This window comes from Pseudomonas sp. RIT-To-2, assembly GCF_029623465.1.
GTDB lineage: Bacteria > Pseudomonadota > Gammaproteobacteria > Pseudomonadales > Pseudomonadaceae > Aquipseudomonas > Aquipseudomonas silvicola.
Genome location: NZ_JAPYKM010000017.1, coordinates 93,492 through 111,654 on the forward strand (window position 1 = coordinate 93,492; position 18,163 = coordinate 111,654).

The 18,163-nt window shown below is 64.1% G+C and carries 19 protein-coding genes and 1 riboswitch; of the genes, 7 read left to right on the forward strand and 12 right to left on the reverse strand.

Going from position 1 to position 18,163, the window contains the following annotated elements; genetic code table 11:
• Window positions 1-100: 100 nt before the first annotated feature.
• On the forward strand, window positions 101-1,303 hold the full coding sequence (locus QBK88_RS16960; RefSeq protein WP_277962947.1) for a glycosyltransferase family 4 protein: 1,203 nt from the start codon (window positions 101-103) through the stop codon (window positions 1,301-1,303).
• Here QBK88_RS16960 and QBK88_RS16965 read toward each other — a convergent pair.
• The 3 genes from QBK88_RS16965 to QBK88_RS16975 all read right to left on the reverse strand — a co-directional run bounded on the left by QBK88_RS16965 (window position 1,272) and on the right by QBK88_RS16975 (window position 3,617).
• Window positions 1,272-2,375, reverse strand: coding sequence for an NADH:flavin oxidoreductase (locus QBK88_RS16965; protein WP_277962948.1), 1,104 nt, complete (start codon window positions 2,373-2,375; stop codon window positions 1,272-1,274). The two genes, QBK88_RS16960 and QBK88_RS16965, sit on opposite strands and share 32 nt — an antisense overlap.
• 114 nt (window positions 2,376-2,489) lie before the next feature.
• Window positions 2,490-2,972 (reverse strand): glutathione peroxidase, encoded by a 483-nt coding sequence (locus tag QBK88_RS16970; RefSeq protein WP_277962949.1) that lies wholly within the window; start codon window positions 2,970-2,972, stop codon window positions 2,490-2,492.
• 159 nt (window positions 2,973-3,131) lie between these two features.
• Window positions 3,132-3,617: an FKBP-type peptidyl-prolyl cis-trans isomerase gene (locus QBK88_RS16975; RefSeq protein WP_268145453.1), complete on the reverse strand. Its 486-nt coding sequence runs from the start codon at window positions 3,615-3,617 to the stop codon at window positions 3,132-3,134.
• A gap of 91 nt (window positions 3,618-3,708) precedes the next feature.
• Between QBK88_RS16975 and QBK88_RS16980 the strand changes: the two genes are divergently transcribed.
• The 3 genes from QBK88_RS16980 to QBK88_RS16990 are packed head-to-tail and all read left to right on the forward strand — an operon-like array spanning window position 3,709 to window position 6,979.
• The gene (locus QBK88_RS16980) at window positions 3,709-3,924 is read left to right on the forward strand and encodes a DUF3565 domain-containing protein (protein WP_268145455.1); all 216 of its coding nucleotides are present in this window, start codon (window positions 3,709-3,711) and stop codon (window positions 3,922-3,924) included.
• Window positions 3,925-3,983: 59 nt separating this feature from the next.
• Window positions 3,984-6,095 carry a phosphate acetyltransferase gene (gene pta, locus QBK88_RS16985; protein ID WP_277962950.1) on the forward strand — a complete coding sequence of 704 codons (2,112 nt, stop codon included), beginning with the start codon at window positions 3,984-3,986 and terminating at the stop codon, window positions 6,093-6,095.
• A complete protein-coding gene (locus QBK88_RS16990; protein WP_277962951.1) occupies window positions 6,092-6,979 on the forward strand; it encodes an acyltransferase in 888 nt (295 codons plus the stop codon). The genes pta and QBK88_RS16990 overlap by 4 nt, the downstream gene beginning before the upstream one ends.
• Before the next feature lie 36 nt (window positions 6,980-7,015).
• On the opposite strand, the gene QBK88_RS16995 is transcribed toward QBK88_RS16990, so the two are convergent.
• The 6 genes from QBK88_RS16995 to QBK88_RS17020 all read right to left on the reverse strand — a co-directional run bounded on the left by QBK88_RS16995 (window position 7,016) and on the right by QBK88_RS17020 (window position 13,855).
• Window positions 7,016-7,702 (reverse strand): OmpA family protein, encoded by a 687-nt coding sequence (locus tag QBK88_RS16995; protein ID WP_268145461.1) that lies wholly within the window; start codon window positions 7,700-7,702, stop codon window positions 7,016-7,018.
• Window positions 7,703-7,805: 103 nt separating this feature from the next.
• Window positions 7,806-8,447: an MBL fold metallo-hydrolase gene (locus tag QBK88_RS17000; RefSeq protein ID WP_268145463.1), complete on the reverse strand. Its 642-nt coding sequence runs from the start codon at window positions 8,445-8,447 to the stop codon at window positions 7,806-7,808.
• A gap of 184 nt (window positions 8,448-8,631) precedes the next feature.
• Window positions 8,632-9,837: a T6SS phospholipase effector Tle1-like catalytic domain-containing protein gene (locus tag QBK88_RS17005; protein ID WP_277962952.1), complete on the reverse strand. Its 1,206-nt coding sequence runs from the start codon at window positions 9,835-9,837 to the stop codon at window positions 8,632-8,634.
• A gap of 113 nt (window positions 9,838-9,950) precedes the next feature.
• Window positions 9,951-11,633 carry a fatty acid--CoA ligase gene (locus QBK88_RS17010; protein ID WP_277962953.1) on the reverse strand — a complete coding sequence of 561 codons (1,683 nt, stop codon included), beginning with the start codon at window positions 11,631-11,633 and terminating at the stop codon, window positions 9,951-9,953.
• A 120-nt stretch (window positions 11,634-11,753) separates the two neighbouring features.
• Window positions 11,754-12,383: a LysE family translocator gene (locus QBK88_RS17015; protein WP_268145469.1), complete on the reverse strand. Its 630-nt coding sequence runs from the start codon at window positions 12,381-12,383 to the stop codon at window positions 11,754-11,756.
• A gap of 107 nt (window positions 12,384-12,490) precedes the next feature.
• Window positions 12,491-13,855, reverse strand: a complete 1,365-nt coding sequence (locus QBK88_RS17020; protein ID WP_277962954.1) for a glutamine synthetase family protein — start codon at window positions 13,853-13,855, stop codon at window positions 12,491-12,493.
• Between the two features lie 200 nt (window positions 13,856-14,055).
• On the opposite strand from QBK88_RS17020, the gene QBK88_RS17025 reads away from it, so the two are divergent.
• From QBK88_RS17025 to QBK88_RS17035, 3 genes are all read left to right on the forward strand, one after another.
• Window positions 14,056-15,021 carry a 2-hydroxyacid dehydrogenase gene (locus QBK88_RS17025; RefSeq protein ID WP_277962955.1) on the forward strand — a complete coding sequence of 322 codons (966 nt, stop codon included), beginning with the start codon at window positions 14,056-14,058 and terminating at the stop codon, window positions 15,019-15,021.
• Between the two features lie 51 nt (window positions 15,022-15,072).
• Window positions 15,073-16,071, forward strand: a complete 999-nt coding sequence (locus QBK88_RS17030) for a class I SAM-dependent methyltransferase (protein ID WP_277962956.1) — start codon at window positions 15,073-15,075, stop codon at window positions 16,069-16,071.
• Window positions 16,072-16,110: 39 nt separating this feature from the next.
• Window positions 16,111-16,234, forward strand: a riboswitch (yybP-ykoY riboswitch).
• Window positions 16,235-16,322: 88 nt separating this feature from the next.
• The gene (locus QBK88_RS17035) at window positions 16,323-16,910 is read left to right on the forward strand and encodes a TMEM165/GDT1 family protein (protein WP_268145477.1); all 588 of its coding nucleotides are present in this window, start codon (window positions 16,323-16,325) and stop codon (window positions 16,908-16,910) included.
• A gap of 101 nt (window positions 16,911-17,011) precedes the next feature.
• Here QBK88_RS17035 and QBK88_RS17040 read toward each other — a convergent pair whose 3' ends face one another.
• The 3 genes from QBK88_RS17040 to QBK88_RS17050 are packed head-to-tail and all read right to left on the reverse strand — an operon-like array spanning window position 17,012 to window position 18,115.
• Entirely contained in the window at window positions 17,012-17,632 is a 621-nt protein-coding gene (locus QBK88_RS17040; RefSeq protein WP_268145478.1) for an SOS response-associated peptidase, read from the reverse strand.
• Window positions 17,633-17,666: 34 nt separating this feature from the next.
• On the reverse strand, window positions 17,667-17,927 hold the full coding sequence (locus tag QBK88_RS17045) for a putative signal transducing protein (RefSeq protein ID WP_158153604.1): 261 nt from the start codon (window positions 17,925-17,927) through the stop codon (window positions 17,667-17,669).
• Complete coding sequence (locus tag QBK88_RS17050) at window positions 17,927-18,115, reverse strand: CPXCG motif-containing cysteine-rich protein (RefSeq protein ID WP_268145481.1); 189 nt, start codon at window positions 18,113-18,115, stop codon at window positions 17,927-17,929. The genes QBK88_RS17045 and QBK88_RS17050 overlap by 1 nt, the downstream gene beginning before the upstream one ends.
• Between the last annotated feature and the right edge of the window lie 48 nt (window positions 18,116-18,163).

The window sequence follows — 18,163 nt, forward strand, 5'->3', positions numbered from 1 at the left end:
GGTCCTTTTACGGTAGGCGATTTCCAGCGGCCCGGAGCGCGTCATTAATTCGTCATTGCTATGACACATAGTCGCAATCGGTTGATCCGACACTGGTTCCATGACAGAGCCCTCGCTACGCATCACCCTGGTTACCGAAACCTTCCCATCCGAAATCAACGGCGTGGCCAATACCCTTGGCCGCCTGAGCGAAGGCCTGCGCGCCCGAGGCCATCAGGTAGAAATTGTGCGCCCACGGCAAAGCGCCGACGAACGCGGCGCGGCAGACGACCAACTGCTGCTGTGCCGCGGCTGGCCACTGCCGGGCTACCCGGGGCTGCAATGGGGCCAGGCGTCGATGCACAAGCTGTTGCGGCGCTGGCGCCGGGCCCGGCCCGACGTGCTGTACATAGCGACCGAAGGCCCGCTGGGGCTCAATGCCCTGCGCGCGGCAAGGCGCCTGAAAATCGCCGTGGTCAGCGGTTTCCACACCAACTTCCAGCAATACACCCGCGACTACGGCCTGGGCCTGTTGACGCGCGTGCTGACCGGTTACCTGCGCTGGTTCCACAACCGCACGCAACTGACACTGGTGCCCAGCGCGACCCAGCGGCACAGTCTGGAGCGGCGTGGCTTCGAGCGCTTGGCGCTGCTGTCCCGGGGCGTGGACAGCCAACTGTTCCACCCCGCCCGCCGCAACCAGGCGCTGCGCGACAGCTGGGGCCTGGACCCCGACGATATCGCCCTGATCCATGTGGGCCGGCTGGCCCCGGAAAAAAACCTCGGTTTGCTCAAGCAGACCCTGGCCACCCTGCAACTGCACTATCCGCTGCAACGCTTGAAGTTGATTGTCGTCGGTGACGGGCCCCAGCGCCTGCAACTGGAGCAATCGATGCCGGAGGCGATTTTCTGCGGTGCCAGGCGCGGCGAAGAACTGGCGGCGCACTACGCCAGTGGCGATATCTTCCTGTTTCCCAGCCTGAGCGAGACCTTCGGCAACGTGGTACTCGAAGCCCTGGCTTCGGGGCTTGGGGTTGTGGCCTATGACGAGGCTGCCGCCGGCCAGCACATTCGCCACGGCCACAACGGCGCACTGGCCATGCCTGGCGACGAAGAAGCGTTCATCGACGCCGCCGGCTGGCTGCTGGAGGACAGCGAAACCTTGCGCCGCATCCGCCTCAATGCCCGCCAGCACGCCAGCCGCCAGGGTTGGGGCGCGATCATCGAGCAGTTCGAGACCCAGCTGCGCGGCGCCTGCCAGGCCGCCGCACAGCGCATGGGGGGTTTTGGTCTCAAACCAGGGTCGTCAACGCTTCCCGGCTGAAAGGCAGAATATCCTGCTCATGGCCGTCACGCACCTTGGCGGCCCAGTCCGGGTCAACCAGGAGCGCACGGCCCACAGCCACCAGGTCGAACTCGTCGTTCTCCAGGCGCGTGAGCAGGTTTTCCAGGCTGGCCGGCTGCGCGACTTTGTCGGTATCGACCATGAACTGCAGGAATTCGCCATCCAGGCCGACGCTGCCCACGGTAATGGTCGGCTTGCCGGTCAGCTCGCGGGTCCAACCGGCCAGGTTAAGGGCGGAGCCTTCGAACTCCGGCTCCCAGAAGCGCCGGGTGGAGCAGTGGAAAATGTCCACGCCGGCATCGGCCAGCGGTTGCAGGAACTCCCCGAGCGCTTCGGGGGTTTGCACCAGGCGGGCGCTGTAGTCCTGCTGTTTCCACTGGGAGAAGCGGAAAATGATCGGGAAACCCTCGCCCACTGCCGCTCGCACTGCCTGGATAAGCTCGATGGCAAAACGCGAGCGCTTGGCCAGGCTGCCACCGTATTCGTCGTCACGCTGGTTGGTGCCTTCCCAGAAAAACTGGTCGACCAGGTAGCCGTGGGCGCCATGAATTTCCACGCCGTCCATGCCAATGGCCTTGGCGTCGGCAGCCGCCTGGGCAAACGCCTGGATCACTTCGGCGATGTCCTCATGGCTCATGCCATGGACCAGTTCCTTGCCATCCTTGACCTTGGCCATCGGGCCATAGCCGGGGACGTTGCCATCGGGCTCGGTGCCCAGGCGGCGTACATTGCCTACGTGCCACAGCTGCGGGACGATCCTGCCGCCCTCGGCATGCACGGCATCCACTACCTTCTTCCAGCCGGCCAGGGCATCGACGCCGTAGAAACGCGGTACATGGGGGTAACCATTGGCAGCCTTGTGGCCCACGGTGGTGCCCTCAGTGATGATCAGGCCGACACCCGCGGCCGCACGGCGGCGGTAGTACTCGATGACCTTGGCGGCAGGAATGCCACCGGGAGAAAACGAGCGGGTCATGGGCGCCATGACCACGCGGCTCGGCAGCCGCAGGGCACCCAACTGAAATGGCTTGAACAGAGCGTTGACCGACATGTGCAGATCCTCTGAAGGGTTGGCTCAAAGATCCGCAGCATAAAACGCCGGCAGGGCGCGGCCCAGCACTATTGATTTGCGTGATGCCGGGCGCAGGGCCCGGCGAAGCCTGGATCAGGCCAGGGCTTTTTCGATGGCGTGCACCACAGTGGGGTCGTCAGGGGCAGTACGCGGCGAGAAACGTGCCAGTACGCGGCCGTCCTTGCCCACCAGGAACTTTTCAAAGTTCCAGGTGATATCGCCGGGGAACTCGGCGCCCTCGCCCGCCAGCAATTGATACAGGCGGTGACGGCCGTGACCGTTGACCTCAAGCTTGCTGCTCAAGGGAAAGGTCACCCCGTAGTTCAGGCTGCAGAACTGCTGGATGTCCTGTTCGCTGCCAGGCTCCTGCCCGGCGAACTGGTTGCAAGGCAGGCCCAGCACGCTGAAGCCCTTGTCCTTGTAGGTGTTATACAGGTTCTCCAGCGCGGCATATTGCGGCGTCAGGCCGCACTTGGACGCCACGTTGACCACCAGCACCACCTTGCCCTTGAAGGGCGCCAGGGGCAATTCCTGGCCATCGAGCGCCTGCAGTTTAAGGTCGTGGAAAATACTCATGACGGACTCCCCTATCCATATCCCTGTGGCGCGAAAGCGCTCTGCGAGTGGAACACTAGCAGACAAAAAAGGCGCCCGTCCAAGCCAGATGATCCCCGTGTGGAGATTTCATCCTGCTTGAACGGGCGCCCCTTGGCTAACCGGGCTCAAGCGCTCCGATCAGTGGTGGTGACCACCTTCGCCGTGCACGTGGCCGTGGGCGATTTCTTCCTGGCTGGCATCACGGATGGCAACGATCTTGACCTGGAAGTTCAGGCGCTGGCCGGCCAGCGGGTGGTTGCCGTCGACGGTGACGTCGTCGCCGTCCAGGTCACGGATGGTGACGATTTGCATCTGGCCGTCCGGCGCGGAAGCGTGGAACTGCATGCCCACTTCCAGCTCGTCGACGCCTTCGAACATGCTGCGGCTGAGGGTGCTGACCAGCTCAGCCGAGTACTCGCCATAGGCTTCTTCAGGTTCGATGGCAACGGTCAGTTCTTCACCGACGTCCTTGCCTTCCAGGGCCTTTTCCAGGCCAGGAATGATGTTACCTGCGCCTTGCAGGTACACCAGCGGCGCGCCGCCGGCGGAGCTGTCGATGACCTCACCAGCGTCGTTGGTCAGGGTATAGTCGATGGAGACAGCCTTGTTGGCAGCGATCGGCATGGGGCGACACCTTTTTGCATAAGTATGTAGAACGAACAAGTGTAACCAACGCGCCGCCCGAAAGCGAACGCAACCCGGACAAACGGACCCGATGGCAAACACCTTCATCCAGGATTTCATCCGCGACGAGCACGGCCACTGGGTGGCCGTGCTGGCGTGCGGGCATACCCAGCACCTGCGCCATCAGCCGCCCTGGCAGTCACGCCCCTGGGTGCTGGACCCGGCCAGGCGTGCCGCCATGGTGGGCAAAACCTTTCACTGTGGCTGGTGCGCACAAGGGGCGGTTAACGATACCCTTGGCGCTTGATTTCGTCATCGGCCAGCCATAGGCCGAGGCCCTTGCAGTGCTCACTTCGGGAAGCTCGCATGCAGACATTTTTTATCGCGCCAACTGATTTCGGCGTCGGCCTTACCTCCATCAGCCTGGGCCTGGTGCGCACCCTGGAGCGTGCCGGCCTGACCGTGGGTTTCTTCAAGCCCATTGCCCAGCCGCACCCCGGCGACACCGGGCCGGAACGCTCCACCGAACTGATGGCCCGTACCCACGGCCTCAACCCGCCCAAGCCGCTGGGCCTGGCACACGTGGAGCGCATGCTCGGCGACGGCCAGCTCGATGAGTTGCTGGAAGAGATCATCACCCTGTACCAGCAGGCTGCGGTGGGCAAGGACGTGCTGATCGTCGAAGGCATGGTGCCCACCCGCCACGCCAGCTACGCCGCGCGGGTCAACCAGCACCTGGCCAAGAGCATGGACGCCGATGTGATCCTGGTGTCGGCGGCCAGCGAGACCGAAGTGCTGGCCGAGCTGTCCGGCCGCGTGGAGTTGCAGGCACAGTTGTTCGGCGGCCCGCGCGACCCCAAGGTGCTGGGCGTGATCCTCAACAAGGTGCGTACCGACGAGAGCCTGGAAACCTTCGCCGCGCGCTTGAAGGAACACTCCCCGCTGCTGCGTGGCGGCGACTTCCGCCTGCTGGGCTGCATTCCCTACCAAGCCGACCTCAACGCGCCGCGCACCCGTGACGTGGCCGAGTTGCTGGGCGCGCAGGTCATCAACGCCGGGGACTACGAAACCCGGCGCATGTCGAAGATCATCATCTGCGCGCGTACCGTGCTCAACACCCTGCAACTGCTCAAGCCGGGCGTGCTGGTGGTGACCCCGGGCGACCGCGACGACATCATTCTGGCCGTGAGCCTGGCGGCCCTGAACGGCGTGCCCTTGGCCGGCCTGCTGCTGACCAGCGACACGGTGCCCGACCCGCGCCTGATGGAGCTGTGCCGTGGCGCCCTGCAGGCCGGGCTGCCAGTGCTGTCGGTGAGCACCGGTTCCTATGACACCGCCACGCGCTTGAACCAGCTGAACAATGAAATTCCCATTGATGACCGCGAGCGCGCGGAAATCATCACTGACTTCGTCGCCAGCCACCTGGACGCGCACTGGCTGCACCAGCGCTGTGGCTCACCGCGCGAATTACGCCTGTCGCCAGCGGTGTTCCGCTACCAGCTGATTCAGCGCGCCCAGCAAGCCAACAAGCGTATCGTGCTGCCCGAAGGCGCCGAGCCCATGACCGTGCAGGCCGCAGCCATCTGCCAGGCGCGGGGTATCGCCCGCTGCGTATTGCTGGCCAAGCCCGAGGACGTCCATGCGGTAGCCAGCGCCCAGGGCATCGTGTTGCCCGAAGGCCTGGAAATCCTGGACCCGGAGGTCATCCGCGAGCGCTACGTGGAACCCATGGTGGCCTTGCGCAAGAGCAAGAGCCTGAACGCCCCCATGGCCGAGCAGCAACTGGAAGACCCGGTAGTGATCGGTACCGTGATGCTGGCCCTGGACGAGGTCGACGGCCTTGTCTCGGGGCTGGTGCACTCCACCGCCAATACCATTCGCCCGGCCCTGCAACTGATCAAGACCGCACCGGGTTGCAGCCTGGTGTCGTCGGTGTTCTTCATGCTGTTTCCCGACCAGGTGCTGGTATACGGCGACTGCGTGATGAACCCGCACCCCAGCGCCGAGGAACTGGCGGAAATCGCCCTCCAGAGCGCTGACTCCGCCGAGGCGTTCGGCATACCGGCGCGGGTGGCGATGATCAGCTATTCCAGCGGTAATTCGGCCAGCGGCGAAGACGTGGAGAAGGTGCGCGAGGCAACCCAGCTGGCCCGCGAAAGCCAACGGGGCCTGCTGATCGACGGGCCGCTGCAGTATGATGCCGCCGCCAACGAAACCATCGCCCGGCAACTGGCGCCCGACAGTGAAGTGGCCGGCCGTGCCACGGTGTTCGTGTTCCCCGACCTCAACACCGGCAACACTACCCACAAGGCCGTGCAGCGCAGCGCCGACTGCGTCAGCCTGGGCCCGATGCTGCAGGGTCTGCGCAAACCGGTCAATGACCTGCCCCGTGGCGCCCAGGTCGACGATATCGTCTACACCATCGCCCTCACCGCCATTCAGGCTCACCGAAGCGTGGCCAACCAGGAAACCCCATGAAGGACTTTTTACCGCCACTGCGAGGCGTGACCGCTTCGCTGCTGTTGGCGTGCAATACCGTACTGTGTTGCACCCCGCTGTTCATCGTCAGCCTGTTCAAGCTGTGCCTGCCCTTCCCCGCCGCGCAGAAGGTCTGTGACGAGCTGCTGCGGCATATTCACGAGCTCTGGATCACATTGAACAAAGGCTGGATGAAGCTGCTCACGGGTACCCGTTGGCAGGTCTCGGGGCTCGAGGGCCTGGATTACCAGCACTCGTACCTGGTGACCAGCAACCATCAGAGCTGGGTCGATATCCTGGCCTTGCAGTACGTGCTCAACCGCCGCATCCGCCCGCTGAAATTCTTCCTCAAGCAGGAGCTGATCTGGGTACCGGTGATCGGCCTGGCGTGGTGGGCCCTGGGGTTCCCCTTCATGAAGCGCTACTCCAAGGCCTACCTGGCCAAGCACCCCGAAAAACAGGGCAAGGACCTGGAAACCACCCGCCGCACCTGCGCGAAATTCGCTGGCAAACCCACGGCCATCTTCAACTTCGCCGAGGGCACGCGCTTCACCCCGGCCAAGCACGCGCAGCAGCAGTCGCCTTTCCGCCACCTGCTCAAGCCCAAGGCCGGCGGCATTGCCTTTGTGCTGGATGCCATGGGCGAGCAACTGGAGTCGATCGTCAACGTGACGCTCAACTATCCCGACGGCCGCCCAGGGTTCTGGGACCTGCTGTGCGGGCGCGTGCGCAAGGTGGTGGTGCAGTTCGAAGAGGTTGCCATACCGGCGGCGTTCATTGGCCGCAGCTATGACCAGGACGTGCAGTATCGGGCGCAGTTTCAGCAGTGGGTCAACGAGCTGTGGGTGGCCAAGGATAGCCTGCTCGACCACATGAAAGGCTGACCTGCAGCGGCCGTGGCCGCTGCAGAGCCGGGGTGCTTACTGCTGTTGCTGGTAGGTGGCACCCGGCAACGGCTTGAGGTTCACCTCCACGCGGCGGTTCTGGGCCCGGCCATTGGCGTCGGCGTTCGAGGCGATCGGCTGGTCAGGACCGGCACCGCGTACCGATACATGGGACGGGTCCACGCCCTGGGAAGTCAGGTAGGTGGCCACGCTCTGCGCACGGGCCTGGGACAGGTCCATGTTGTGCTGGCGGCTACCGGTGCTGTCGGTGTAGCCGACGATCTCGATCAGGTTCTGGTTGTACTGCTTGAACGAGCCGGCCAGGTTGTTCAGCGGGCTGTAGAAGCTGGGTGCGATGGCTGACGAGTCGGTAGCGAAGGTGATGTTGCCCGGCATGATCAGCTTGATCTGGTCACCCTCGCGCTGCACCTGCACACCGGTGTTGGCCATCGACGCACGCAGGGCCTTTTCCTGCTTGTCGGCGTAGTAGCCATAACCGGCACCGCCGGCACCGCCCAGTGCCGCGCCGATCAGCGCGCCCTTGCCACGGTTGTTGTGGTCGATGGCGGCACCAGCCACGGCACCCGCCAGGGCGCCCAGGCCACCGTAGGTGGCGGTCTTGTTCACACCAGAGCCCTGGCCCTGGTTGTCATAGGGGTTTTGTGACGCACAGCCGGCCAGCAGGGCAACGGCAGTGGCGGCGATAATCAGACGACGCGACATTCAGGAAACTCCTGTACTTACAGTTGTGAAGCAGCGGCTGTTGGCGAACGGACTGCTGCGACGATTAGACCTCGTCGCGGCCAGAAATTCAGTGAAGATACATTCAGTTACGAACGAATGGATTTTCACGCATCTCATCACCCAGGCGAGTGTCCGGACCATGGCCGGTCACCACCGTGGCGTCTTCATCCAGGCGGTACAACCGTTCCTTGATAGAACGAACGATAGTCCGCTGATCGCCACCCCACAAATCCGTGCGGCCAATGCCCCGCCGAAACAGCGTGTCGCCTGCCACCAGCAACTTGGCCTCGGCGAACCAGAAACTCATCGACCCTGGGGTGTGCCCTGGCGTGTGCAGCGCCACGCCACAGCCACAGGCCAGCTCTTCATCGTCGGCCAGCCAGCGGTCCGGCGGCGGCACCGGCGTGTAAGGCACGCCGAACATCTGGCACTGCATTTCCAGGTTGTCCCACAGGAACTGGTCTTCCTTGTGCAAGTGCAGGGTCGCACCGGTCAGTTCCTTGAGCTTGCCAGAGGCCAGGAAGTGGTCGAGGTGGGCATGGGTATGGATGATGCTCACCACCTTGAGACCATGGGCCTCCAGGCGCGCCAGAATCTGCTCGGGGTTGCCGCCAGGGTCGACCACGATGGCCTTCTTGCTGACCGGGTCGCCGATGATGGTGCAGTTGCACTGCAGCGGGCCGACGGGGAAGGTTTCACGGATGAGGGTGGGGGTCGCCGTCATCGAATCAGCTCCTGAACAATCATGAATGGCACCATTGTCGTGCGAATGGCACGCCAATGCGACCCGTGCAAACGCAGGCGCGCCCGCTACGGGACCGGGCAAAGCTCGGGGAAGGAATACCGCGCGCGCTCGGTGGCTGTGCGATGCCGACTCTCGAGCCTCGGCCGGTGCCATGGCAAGCGCCTCAGCAACGATAGCGTTCCCGCACGCCATCGGCAGCCGGCGCGTTGATGTACAGCACCCGGCTGCCAAGCCGTGGCTGGCTGCCCTGCAGCCCTTCAGGCGGTGTCCAGTGGGCCGACACATGGATGTATCCCAGCCGCAGACGGCTGTCCTCCTCGGGGCTGACGCGGTAATCGCCTTGCAGGAACCGTTGGCACAGTGGCTCAAGCTCGGCCGGCAGGGCGCAATCCCCGGTGGCGGGTACCGGCAGCATCGGTACCCCTCGGGCCAGCGCCAATCCGTGCATGACCTGCAGGTAGACCCGCGACAGCTCGCCGCGAACGTCCCGTTCCAGTTGCAGGGCGGCGTACACCTGCTGCTGTGGAACCGGCGTGCGCTCCATCACCAGGGTCGGGGCCGGGGTCACGATCTTCAGCCACGCCCCAGGCCAGCCTCTGGCCAACCACAGTTGCCGTTCCTGTTCGGCGTGCTGGTAGATGGAGGTGGTCTCCACCTTGGCGCCCTTGGCCACCGTCAGGGCCTGCATCGGCCAGACCAGCACCTGCTCGCGCATCTGGCCCAGGTAGCCGCCGCCTATGTCCGCATGCGCTCCCGGCAACTCGATTTCGGTGTGGAAGGGGTGAACCTGGGCCAAGGCAAAATTGCGCCGTCGCTCGTCCCGGGCCACCAGGTGCACAACCTGCGGGAAGTGCGCGGGGTCCAGGGCCAGATCCAGCTTGACCGCGCCCGCCACGGCAGCCACGGTGTCGAACAGACCGATGAAGCCGACCTGCACGCCCGGCAGGCGCAGCAGCTGGTTGGCGCAATGCCGTGCCGCCGCCGCGCCGCGGCTGAAGCCGAACAGGTCGACCGTCATCGGGGCTTGCCCGCCGTTGGCCATCAAGGCTTCGCGTACCCGTGCAATCGCGTAGTCGACCCGCGCGAGCACCCCGGTGCGCCCACGGCCCAGGGCACTGCCCACCAGGCTATCGGTTGCACCCGCCTCGGTGCCGATGCCTGGGACATAAATGGCCAGCGTGCCGTTACCCTGGGGGCCCCCATAGAGCTGATACAGCTTGTAGACGTTGGTCAGTGCCGATGCATGGCTGCCACCTTTTTCCATCGCCGCGACGTCGTCGAAGGGGGCGTTGGCGGCATTGTTGCCGGTACCGTCGAAGAACAGCCCAATGCGCAATGCCTGAGCGGGATGAGTGGTTTGAAGAGTCATGTGCATTCCTTTGCCTGGCAAAGAAATGCACTCTAGGGTTGGCCGCCCCCGGCCGTATGTCAGCCTCGCGCCCCTGACCTGTAGGCCTCAGGGGCGCAGGCTGTAGCCGAGCGTCACAAGCTGGACAGCACGCTGCTGTTCTCGGCCTGCCATTGGGCAATGTCGAGGCGGATTTTCTTTTTGTCGAGCTTGCCGACGCTGGTCTTGGGAATCTCGCTCACGACGGCGATCTGGCTCGGAATGGCCCACTTGTTGATATGGCCCAACTCGACAAATGGCTGCAGGTGCGCCTTGATACCCCGTGCGTCGACGCTCTGCCCTTCGCGTGCCACCAGCAGGGCAAAAGGCCGCTCGCCCCACTGGGCATCGGGGATGCCCACCACTGCCACTTCGCGCACGGCCGCATGGCGGCTGACCAGGTCTTCCAGCTCCAGTGACGACACCCACTCGCCCCCGGTCTTGATCACGTCCTTGATGCGGTCGCGGATATCGATCGCGCCATTGCCGTCCAGCGTCGCCACGTCGCCGGTGTGCAACCAACCGCCCTTCCACAGTTCCGCGCCCTTCTCCGGTTCGCGGTAATAACCCATGGTCAACCACGGGGCGCGCAGTACCAGTTCGCCCTGGGTTTCACCGTCAGCGGGCAGGAAGTTGCCCTCCGCGTCGATGATCGCAGGCTCCACCAGCGGCACGGGCACGCCGGCCTTGATGCGGTAGGTGGTGCGGTCGTCCTCCAGGCCTGCCAGCAGCTCTTCGTTGATGTGGGCGGCGGAAATCAGCGGGCAGGTCTCGGACATGCCGTAGGCGGCTGTCAGCTGGATGCCGTGACCCTTGGCCGCCTCATACAGGGCGCGGTTCAGCGAACTGCCGCCAATGATGATCTTCCAGCCCTTGAAATCCACCCCTTGGGAGTTCTTGCAGTTGAGCAGCATCTGCAGGATGGTCGGCACGCAGTGGGAGAACGAAACCTTCTCGGTTTTCCACAGTTGCACCAGCATGTCCGGCTCGTAGCGCCCTGGGTAGACCTGCTTGATGCCCAGCATGGTGGCGACATAGGGCACACCCCAGGCATGCACATGGAACATGGGGGTGATGGGCATGTAGACGTCATTGGTGCCCATGAAGCGGGTGCTGTCGACACTGCCGGTGACAGTGGCCAGGCTCAGGGTGTGCAGCACCAGTTGGCGGTGGGTGAAATACACCCCCTTGGGGTTGCCGGTAGTACCGGTGGTGTAGAAAGTGGTGGCGACGGAGTTTTCGTCGAAATCAGGGAAATCATAGGCAGGGCTGGCGGCGGCCAGCAATTGCTCATACTCGCCCACCAGGTTGGGCAGTTCCGCGGTTTTCTGCGGCCCGTCAGTCAGCAGCAAGGTCTTCTCGACGGTGGTCAGGTGCGGGGCGATGGCCTGGTACAGGCCGACGAAATCGCTGTTGACCAGCACCAGCTTGTCGTCGGCGTGGTTCATGGTGAACAGGATCTGTTCCGGGGAAAGCCTGACGTTGACCGTGTGCACCACCGCGCCAATCATTGGAATGGCAAACATCGCTTCCAGGTAGCGATGGCTGTCCCAGTCCATCACTGCCACGGTATCTCCCGCCTTGACCCCGGCCTCGGTCAGCACATTGGCCAGACGCGCGATACGCTCGGACAGGGTGGGATAGGTGTAGCGCAGCTGATCCCGGTAGACGATCTCGCGGGTTTTCTCGTAACGGCTGCCCGACAGCAGCAGCCGCTTGATCAACAGAGGGTATTGATACGCACCTTCGGCCGGCGGAATAACGCGAGTCTGCATCATGAGGATCCCTTTGATGAGTGCAAAAGCATGGCAAATACTTTCACACTTTAGACCCTCTGGCGCAGAGCATTCATCGGACAAATGATTTGCGATGTTGCCAGCCCCGTTACCCTTTGATCCTCAATGCATTTCCGTGAAAGCGATCTTTACGCCCAACGCGATCAGCACGGCGCCCATGGTGCGATCGAACCAGTGCCCCATGCGCGCAAAGCCCGCGCGCACGCGGTGTTGGCTGAACAGCATGGCCACCAGGCAGAACCAGGCGGCGGTGGCGAACGCCAGATATAGGCCATAACTGGCCTGTACCCACAGCGGCGTGTGCGGGTTGATGACCACCGTGAACAGCGACAAAAAGAACAGCGTGGCCTTGGGGTTGAGGCCATTGGTCATGAAACCGGCCACATAGGCACCTTTGGCTGTGCGCTCAACCGGTTCAGCCTTCAAGGTTTCAGCGCCGGCCGCCGCTGGCCTGGCGCGAATGGCCTTGAAGCCGATGTACAGCAGGTAAGCCGCGGCCAGCCATTTCAGGGCGTTGAACAGCACGATGGACTGGGAAACGATCAGGCCGATGCCCAGCAGCGAATACCCGACATGCAGGAAAATGGCCGTGCCCACGCCCAAGGCGGTCCATGTGCCGGCGCGACGGCCATGGGCCACGCTTTCGCGCACTACCACGGCAAAGTCGGGGCCGGGGCTGGCCACGGCGAGCAGGTGAATCAGGGCAACGGTCAAGAACTCCGTCCAGTACATGGGCGCCTCCCAGGGCATTGTCATTGGCAGTTACAAGACGCTTACCTTACCAAAGCTGCGCGGGGTGTGTGGGTTGCTTCTGCTCGCCCAGCCCGGCAGGCTCAGGTTCAGAGGAACCAGCGATACTCCCGGGCGCTGATTTCATCGAGGAACGCCAGGTGGTCATGGCGCTTGTTCTCGCAATAGACCATCACGAACTCGCTACCCAACCCCTGGCGCACCGCGGGGTCGCCTTGCATGTGCCGCACGGCCTCGAGCATGTCCTTGGGGAAGTCGATGCCACTGTGGCGGTTTTCGTTGAGCGGGGCGATGGGCTCAAGGCCAGTGTCCAGGCCGTGCTCCATACCGCTCAGGATAGCCGCCAGCACCAGGTAAGGATTGGCATCGGCTCCGGCCAAGCGGTGTTCGATGCGCAAATTGCGCGGGTCGGACTCGGGAATTCGGATGCAGGCGTCACGGTCCTCGAACCCCCAGCTGGCACGGCTGGCCGCGTTGACCATCGCCCCGTAGCGGCGAAACGCGTTGTGGTTGGGGGCAAAGATCGGCATGCAGTGGGGCAGCAACGCCAGGCAGCCCGCGACGGCGTGGCGCAGCGGCCGCTGATCGTCGGCGGCCAGAACGTTGTGGCCGGCTTCGTCGTACAGGCTGACATGCACATGCATGCCGCTGCCCGGGGCATTCAGGTAGGGCTTGCTCATGAAACTGGCGCGGTGGCCGTGCTTGAGCGCCACGCCGCGGGTACTGCGGCAGAACAGTGCTGCCCAGTCGGCAGCGCGCAGGCCGTCGTCGCAATGGGCAAAATTGATCTCGAACTGGCCAGGGCCCAATTCCGCGGTAATCACGTTGGCTTCCACGCCCTGCTCATTGGCGGCCTCGACCATTTCGTGCAGCACCGGGGAAAAACGTGACAAGCGCTCGATGTGCATGTTGGGCTGGTCATCTTCATCGCCGCTCAGACCATCCCGGGGAAACTGCGGCAGGCCTTTGTCCAGCGTGCGGTCGAACAGGTAGAACTCCAGTTCGAAGGCCACCACCGGCCGGATGCCGCGCCGCGCCAGCCGCTCCAGCACCCGCGCCAGCACTTCACGCGGCTCGAATTCGATGGGCGCGGCGGTACCGTCCGAACTGATCAGCATTTGCCCCAGCGGCTGGCCTTCCCAGCGCACGGGTTTGAGCGTGCCAGGTATCAAGCGCCGTGGCGCGTCCGGGTCGCCATCGTTGAAGCAGTAGTCGCCAATGGGGTGCAGCCCACCCTGGGCGCCGAGCAAGACGCAGTTCTGCGGCAGTTTGAGGGGGCTGCCAGCGGCCACTTTCTCGAGCATCTCGACCGGGTAACGCTTGCCGTAGAAATGCCCGGGAATGTCCAGGGCGATCAGGTCGACGTAACGCACCTGCGGGTGGGCGGCGCGAAAGGCGCGGACCTCACTCAACAGGTCGGGGTAGGCCGGGGAGTTCGAAGACTGCTTGTTCATGGTGTAATCCTGAAAGACGACAAAGCGCGCGCGCCAACTGACGGACCACGGCCCGGTGCACCCAATGTAGCACCGGCAGTGAAACCGGGGACCCCGCGCACCTGGTGCAGGGCATGGAGGCGGGCCAGGAAAGCCGGAAGGACGCCCACACGCCCAAATTTCATGTAGGCTTTTTCGCCAATCACAAGGAGTCTGCCCCGATGACCGATCCGCGCCGCGCCGTGTTTCTCGATTACAGCTCACTGGACCTGGGTGACCTCGACCTTGGCCCGCTGCACCAGGCCTTCAGCCCCCTGGACCTGCACGCCTCCACCACCGCGCAGCAAGTGATCGAGCGCTGCCGCGATACCCAGGTCATCATCACCAACAAGGTGGTGGTCGACGCCGACACCATCGCCGCCTGCCCGCAGCTGCAACTGATTCTGATCACCGCCACCGGCACCAATAACGTCGACCTGGCCGCCGCCCGCGCCCGCGGTATCGCCGTGTGCAATTGCCAGGGTTACGGCACACCGTCGGTGGCCCAGCACACCTTGATGCTGTTGCTGGCCCTGGCCACGCGCCTGGCGGATTACCAGAAAGCCATCGCCGCCGGCCAATGGCAGCGCTCCAGCCAGTTCTGCCTGCTGGATTTTCCCATCGTCGAGCTGGAAGGCAAGACCCTGGGCCTGCTGGGCCATGGCGAGCTGGGCGGCGCGGTGGCGCGCCTGGCCGAAGCCTTCGGCATGCGCGTGCTGCTGGGCCAGGTCCCCGGCAGGCCGCCGCGAGAAGATCGTATCCCGCTGGCGCAGTTGCTACCCCAGGTCGATGCCCTGACCCTGCACTGCCCGCTCAATGACAGCACCCGCAACATGATCGGCGCCGCTGAACTGGCGTTGCTCAAACCAGGTGCCTTCCTGGTCAACACCGCCCGCGGCGGCATGGTGGATGAGCAGGCATTGGCCGACGCGTTGCGGGCCGGGCACCTGGGCGGCGCGGCCACCGATGTGCTCAGCGTCGAGCCCCCCGTGAACGGTAACCCGCTGCTGGCCGGTGACATTCCGCGCCTGATCGTCACGCCCCACAGTGCCTGGGGCAGCCGCGAGGCGCGCCAGCGCATCGTCGCCCAGGTGGCCGAGAACGCCCAGGGGCATTTCAACGGCACGCCGGTACGCCAGGTCAACTGAGGGCCGGAGGCTCTGGTAGAATGGGCGCTTTTTTGACCAGGAGCCCCCACCATGGACCCGCGCAGTGAAGTGCTGCTTCGCCAGGCCGACTTGTTCCAGGGCCGCCTGCTGCTGGCAGGCCTGCCCGCCGACGACCTGCTGGGCACATTGCCCGAAGCCCAGGGTTGGTGCTGGCATGCGGGGGACCAGCAGGCCCTGGCGGCTCGTTTTGGTGAACGCAGCCACTTCGGCACCGAAGCGCCACAGGCGGATTTCGACGCCGCGGTGATCTTCCTGCCGAAGTCCCGAGAGCTGGCCAACTACCTGCTCAATGCCCTGGCCTCGCGTTTGGCGGGCAAGAACCTGTACCTGGTAGGCGAAAAACGCGGCGGCATCGAGGGCGCGGCCAAGCAACTGCACACCCTGGGCAAGCCGCGCAAACTCGATAGCGCCCGCCATTGCCAGCTGTGGCAGGTCACGGTCGATTCCGCCCCTGCCGCCGTGCCCCTGGCGAGCCTGGCCCAGCGCTACGAACTGGCCCTGGCCGACGGCCCGTTGACCGTCATCAGCCTGCCGGGCGTGTTCAGCCATGGCCGCCTGGACCGTGGCACCGCATTGCTGCTGGAACACCTGGACGGCCTGCCCGGCGGCCAGGTCCTGGACTTCGGTTGCGGTGCTGGGGTAGTGGGTGCCAGCCTCAAGCGCCGCTACCCTCAAAGCCAGCTGACATTGCTTGACGTGGACGCTTTTGCCGCGGCAAGCAGTCGCATGACCCTTGAGGCGAATGGTCTGGAAGCCGACGTCATCACCGGCGACGGGATTGACGCCGCGCCCCTTCATCTGGATGCCATTGTCAGCAACCCACCCTTCCATACGGGGGTGCACACCAACTATCAGGCTTCGGAAAACCTGCTGCGAAAAGCGGCGAAGCACCTGAGAAAAGGTGGCGAACTACGAATCGTCGCCAACAGCTTCCTGCGCTACCAGCCATTGATCGAAGAGCATCTGGGCGTGTGCGCGGTACGCGCCGAGGGGCAGGGTTTCAGAATCTACCGAGCCAAACGTGGCTGAAAAACTTCGCTTGCCCAAACGAAAAACCCTAGGCAGAATCCGCTCCGTCCTAGGGGAGTAGTCTCCCGCCGAGCCACTTGCTCGCATGGCATGCGTCAACATACTTGGTCCACAGACCATGGCGCATGCGACCCACAGTCCGCATCAGACGGGCTCAGGGTTTGACAAGACCTATGACACGCACACCTTACCCGGGGCGGGGAGGCTGTACGTGTCATAGCCGTGTCGACCCGCCCCCATAGGAAACCCTGATGCTGGAATCACTTCTTGTCCCTACCGCGATCGTTGCCCTGGCGGAAATCGGCGACAAGACCCAACTGCTCGCGCTGATCCTCGCCGCTCGCTTCCGCAAGCCCTGGCCAATCATCGCCGGTATCATCGCCGCCACGCTCGCCAACCACGCTGCCGCTGGTGCGGTGGGGGCCTGGTTTGGCAGTTTCTTTTCCGATGCGACGTTGCACTGGATCCTGGCCGCAAGCTTCACGGCGACGGCATTGTGGACCCTGGTGCCCGACAAGATGGATGACGACGAAGCCAGCACCAAGCGCAAATTCGGCCCGTTCCTGACCACCCTGATCGCCTTTTTCCTGGCGGAAATCGGTGACAAGACCCAAGTGGCGACGGTGATGCTGGCGGCGCAATACCCGCACCTGCTGCTGGTGATCCTGGGTACCACCCTGGGCATGCTGCTGGCCAACGTGCCGGTGGTACTGGCGGGCAACTTCGCCGCCGAGAAACTGCCGTTGACCCTGATTCGTCGCCTGGCGGCCACGGCGTTCTTCGTGCTGGCGGTGGTGGCCGTTTACAAGGCCATGCAGGTCAGCGGCTGGGTAGGCTGACCGCGCCGTAGCAGCGGACCTGGCCGCGTCGGGACACCTGCGCTGTGCCTGTTACTGCGCGGCGCACTCGACGCGCCGGGTCCGCGGCTACGGGCGTTGGGTCATGCCGGGGTCAGGCATTCCGGGGCATTGAGCTTCGGGTCATTGACCAGGTTGGCCAGCGGCCTTTCGCGCAACGCGACAGGGTTGCTGGCCAGCAAGGACTGCAACACCGGCAACGGTGTCTCAGGGTCCAGCCAGGCTTGCTGGCCGGCCGCATCGAGGATCAGCGGGCGACGCTGATTCATGGCCGGCTGGGTGACCACCGCGGTGCTCAGCCACACCTGCTCCTGCACCGGGTAGGCTTCCCATACCGCCGCGAAGAACAGCGAACTACCCTCCCCCGGCGTCAGCCAGAACGGCCGCTTGCGCACATTGCCCCGCCATTCATAGAAACCATTCGCCGGCAGCAGGCAACGCCGCAACCGCAGGGCCTCGCGAAACATCGGCTGTTCGGCCACCGTCTCGGCACGGGCATGGGCAGGGGTACGCGACAGGTCGGTCAACCACGGTGGGGTCAGCCCCCAGCGCGCGCGATCGAGCTGCAAGCGGCCCTCCAGGTGACGCTGGATCAGCACCGAGTCACCGGGGGAAATATTCCATTGCGCCTGCTGGCCGGCAGGAAAGCCTGGCAGCGCGGCAAAAGACGGCGACCAGCGAAACAGCGCATAACGTCCACACATGGGGCAAAAGCTCTTCAGATGACGGGCGCATGGCTCAACAGACCAGCACGCCCTGGAAACTTTCCGGTTCTTCGCCCGGCAGCGGCAAGGCGGCATTGTACGCGGCGATGAGCTGGCGTGCGTAATCGGCCTGGTCATTGGCCACGGTCAGGCCCAGCAGGCCGATGGCTGGCAGGTCACCGATGCCGCCCACCAGATCGCGCCCCACCAGGTGAGCCGCCACGCCTTCGCTGTCCAGCATGCCGATGAGCATTTCGGCTTCCAGCAGGCTCTCCGGGTCGTAGATTCTCTGCATCAATCGTTCTCGCCTTTCACATCCAGCATCCATTCATCGTCGTGCACCTGCAAGACGAAACGGATCGGCTTGCAGCATACCGAACAATCTTCAATGTACTCCTGATCGCCGCCGGACAGGTCCAATAACACCGGAATCGTTTCACCACAGTATGGGCATTCGATGTCTTCACTTTCCTGAAACAGCATGGCCGTCTCCCCGTGGTGACTTGTGCGTATAATCGCCGGTCTATTTGA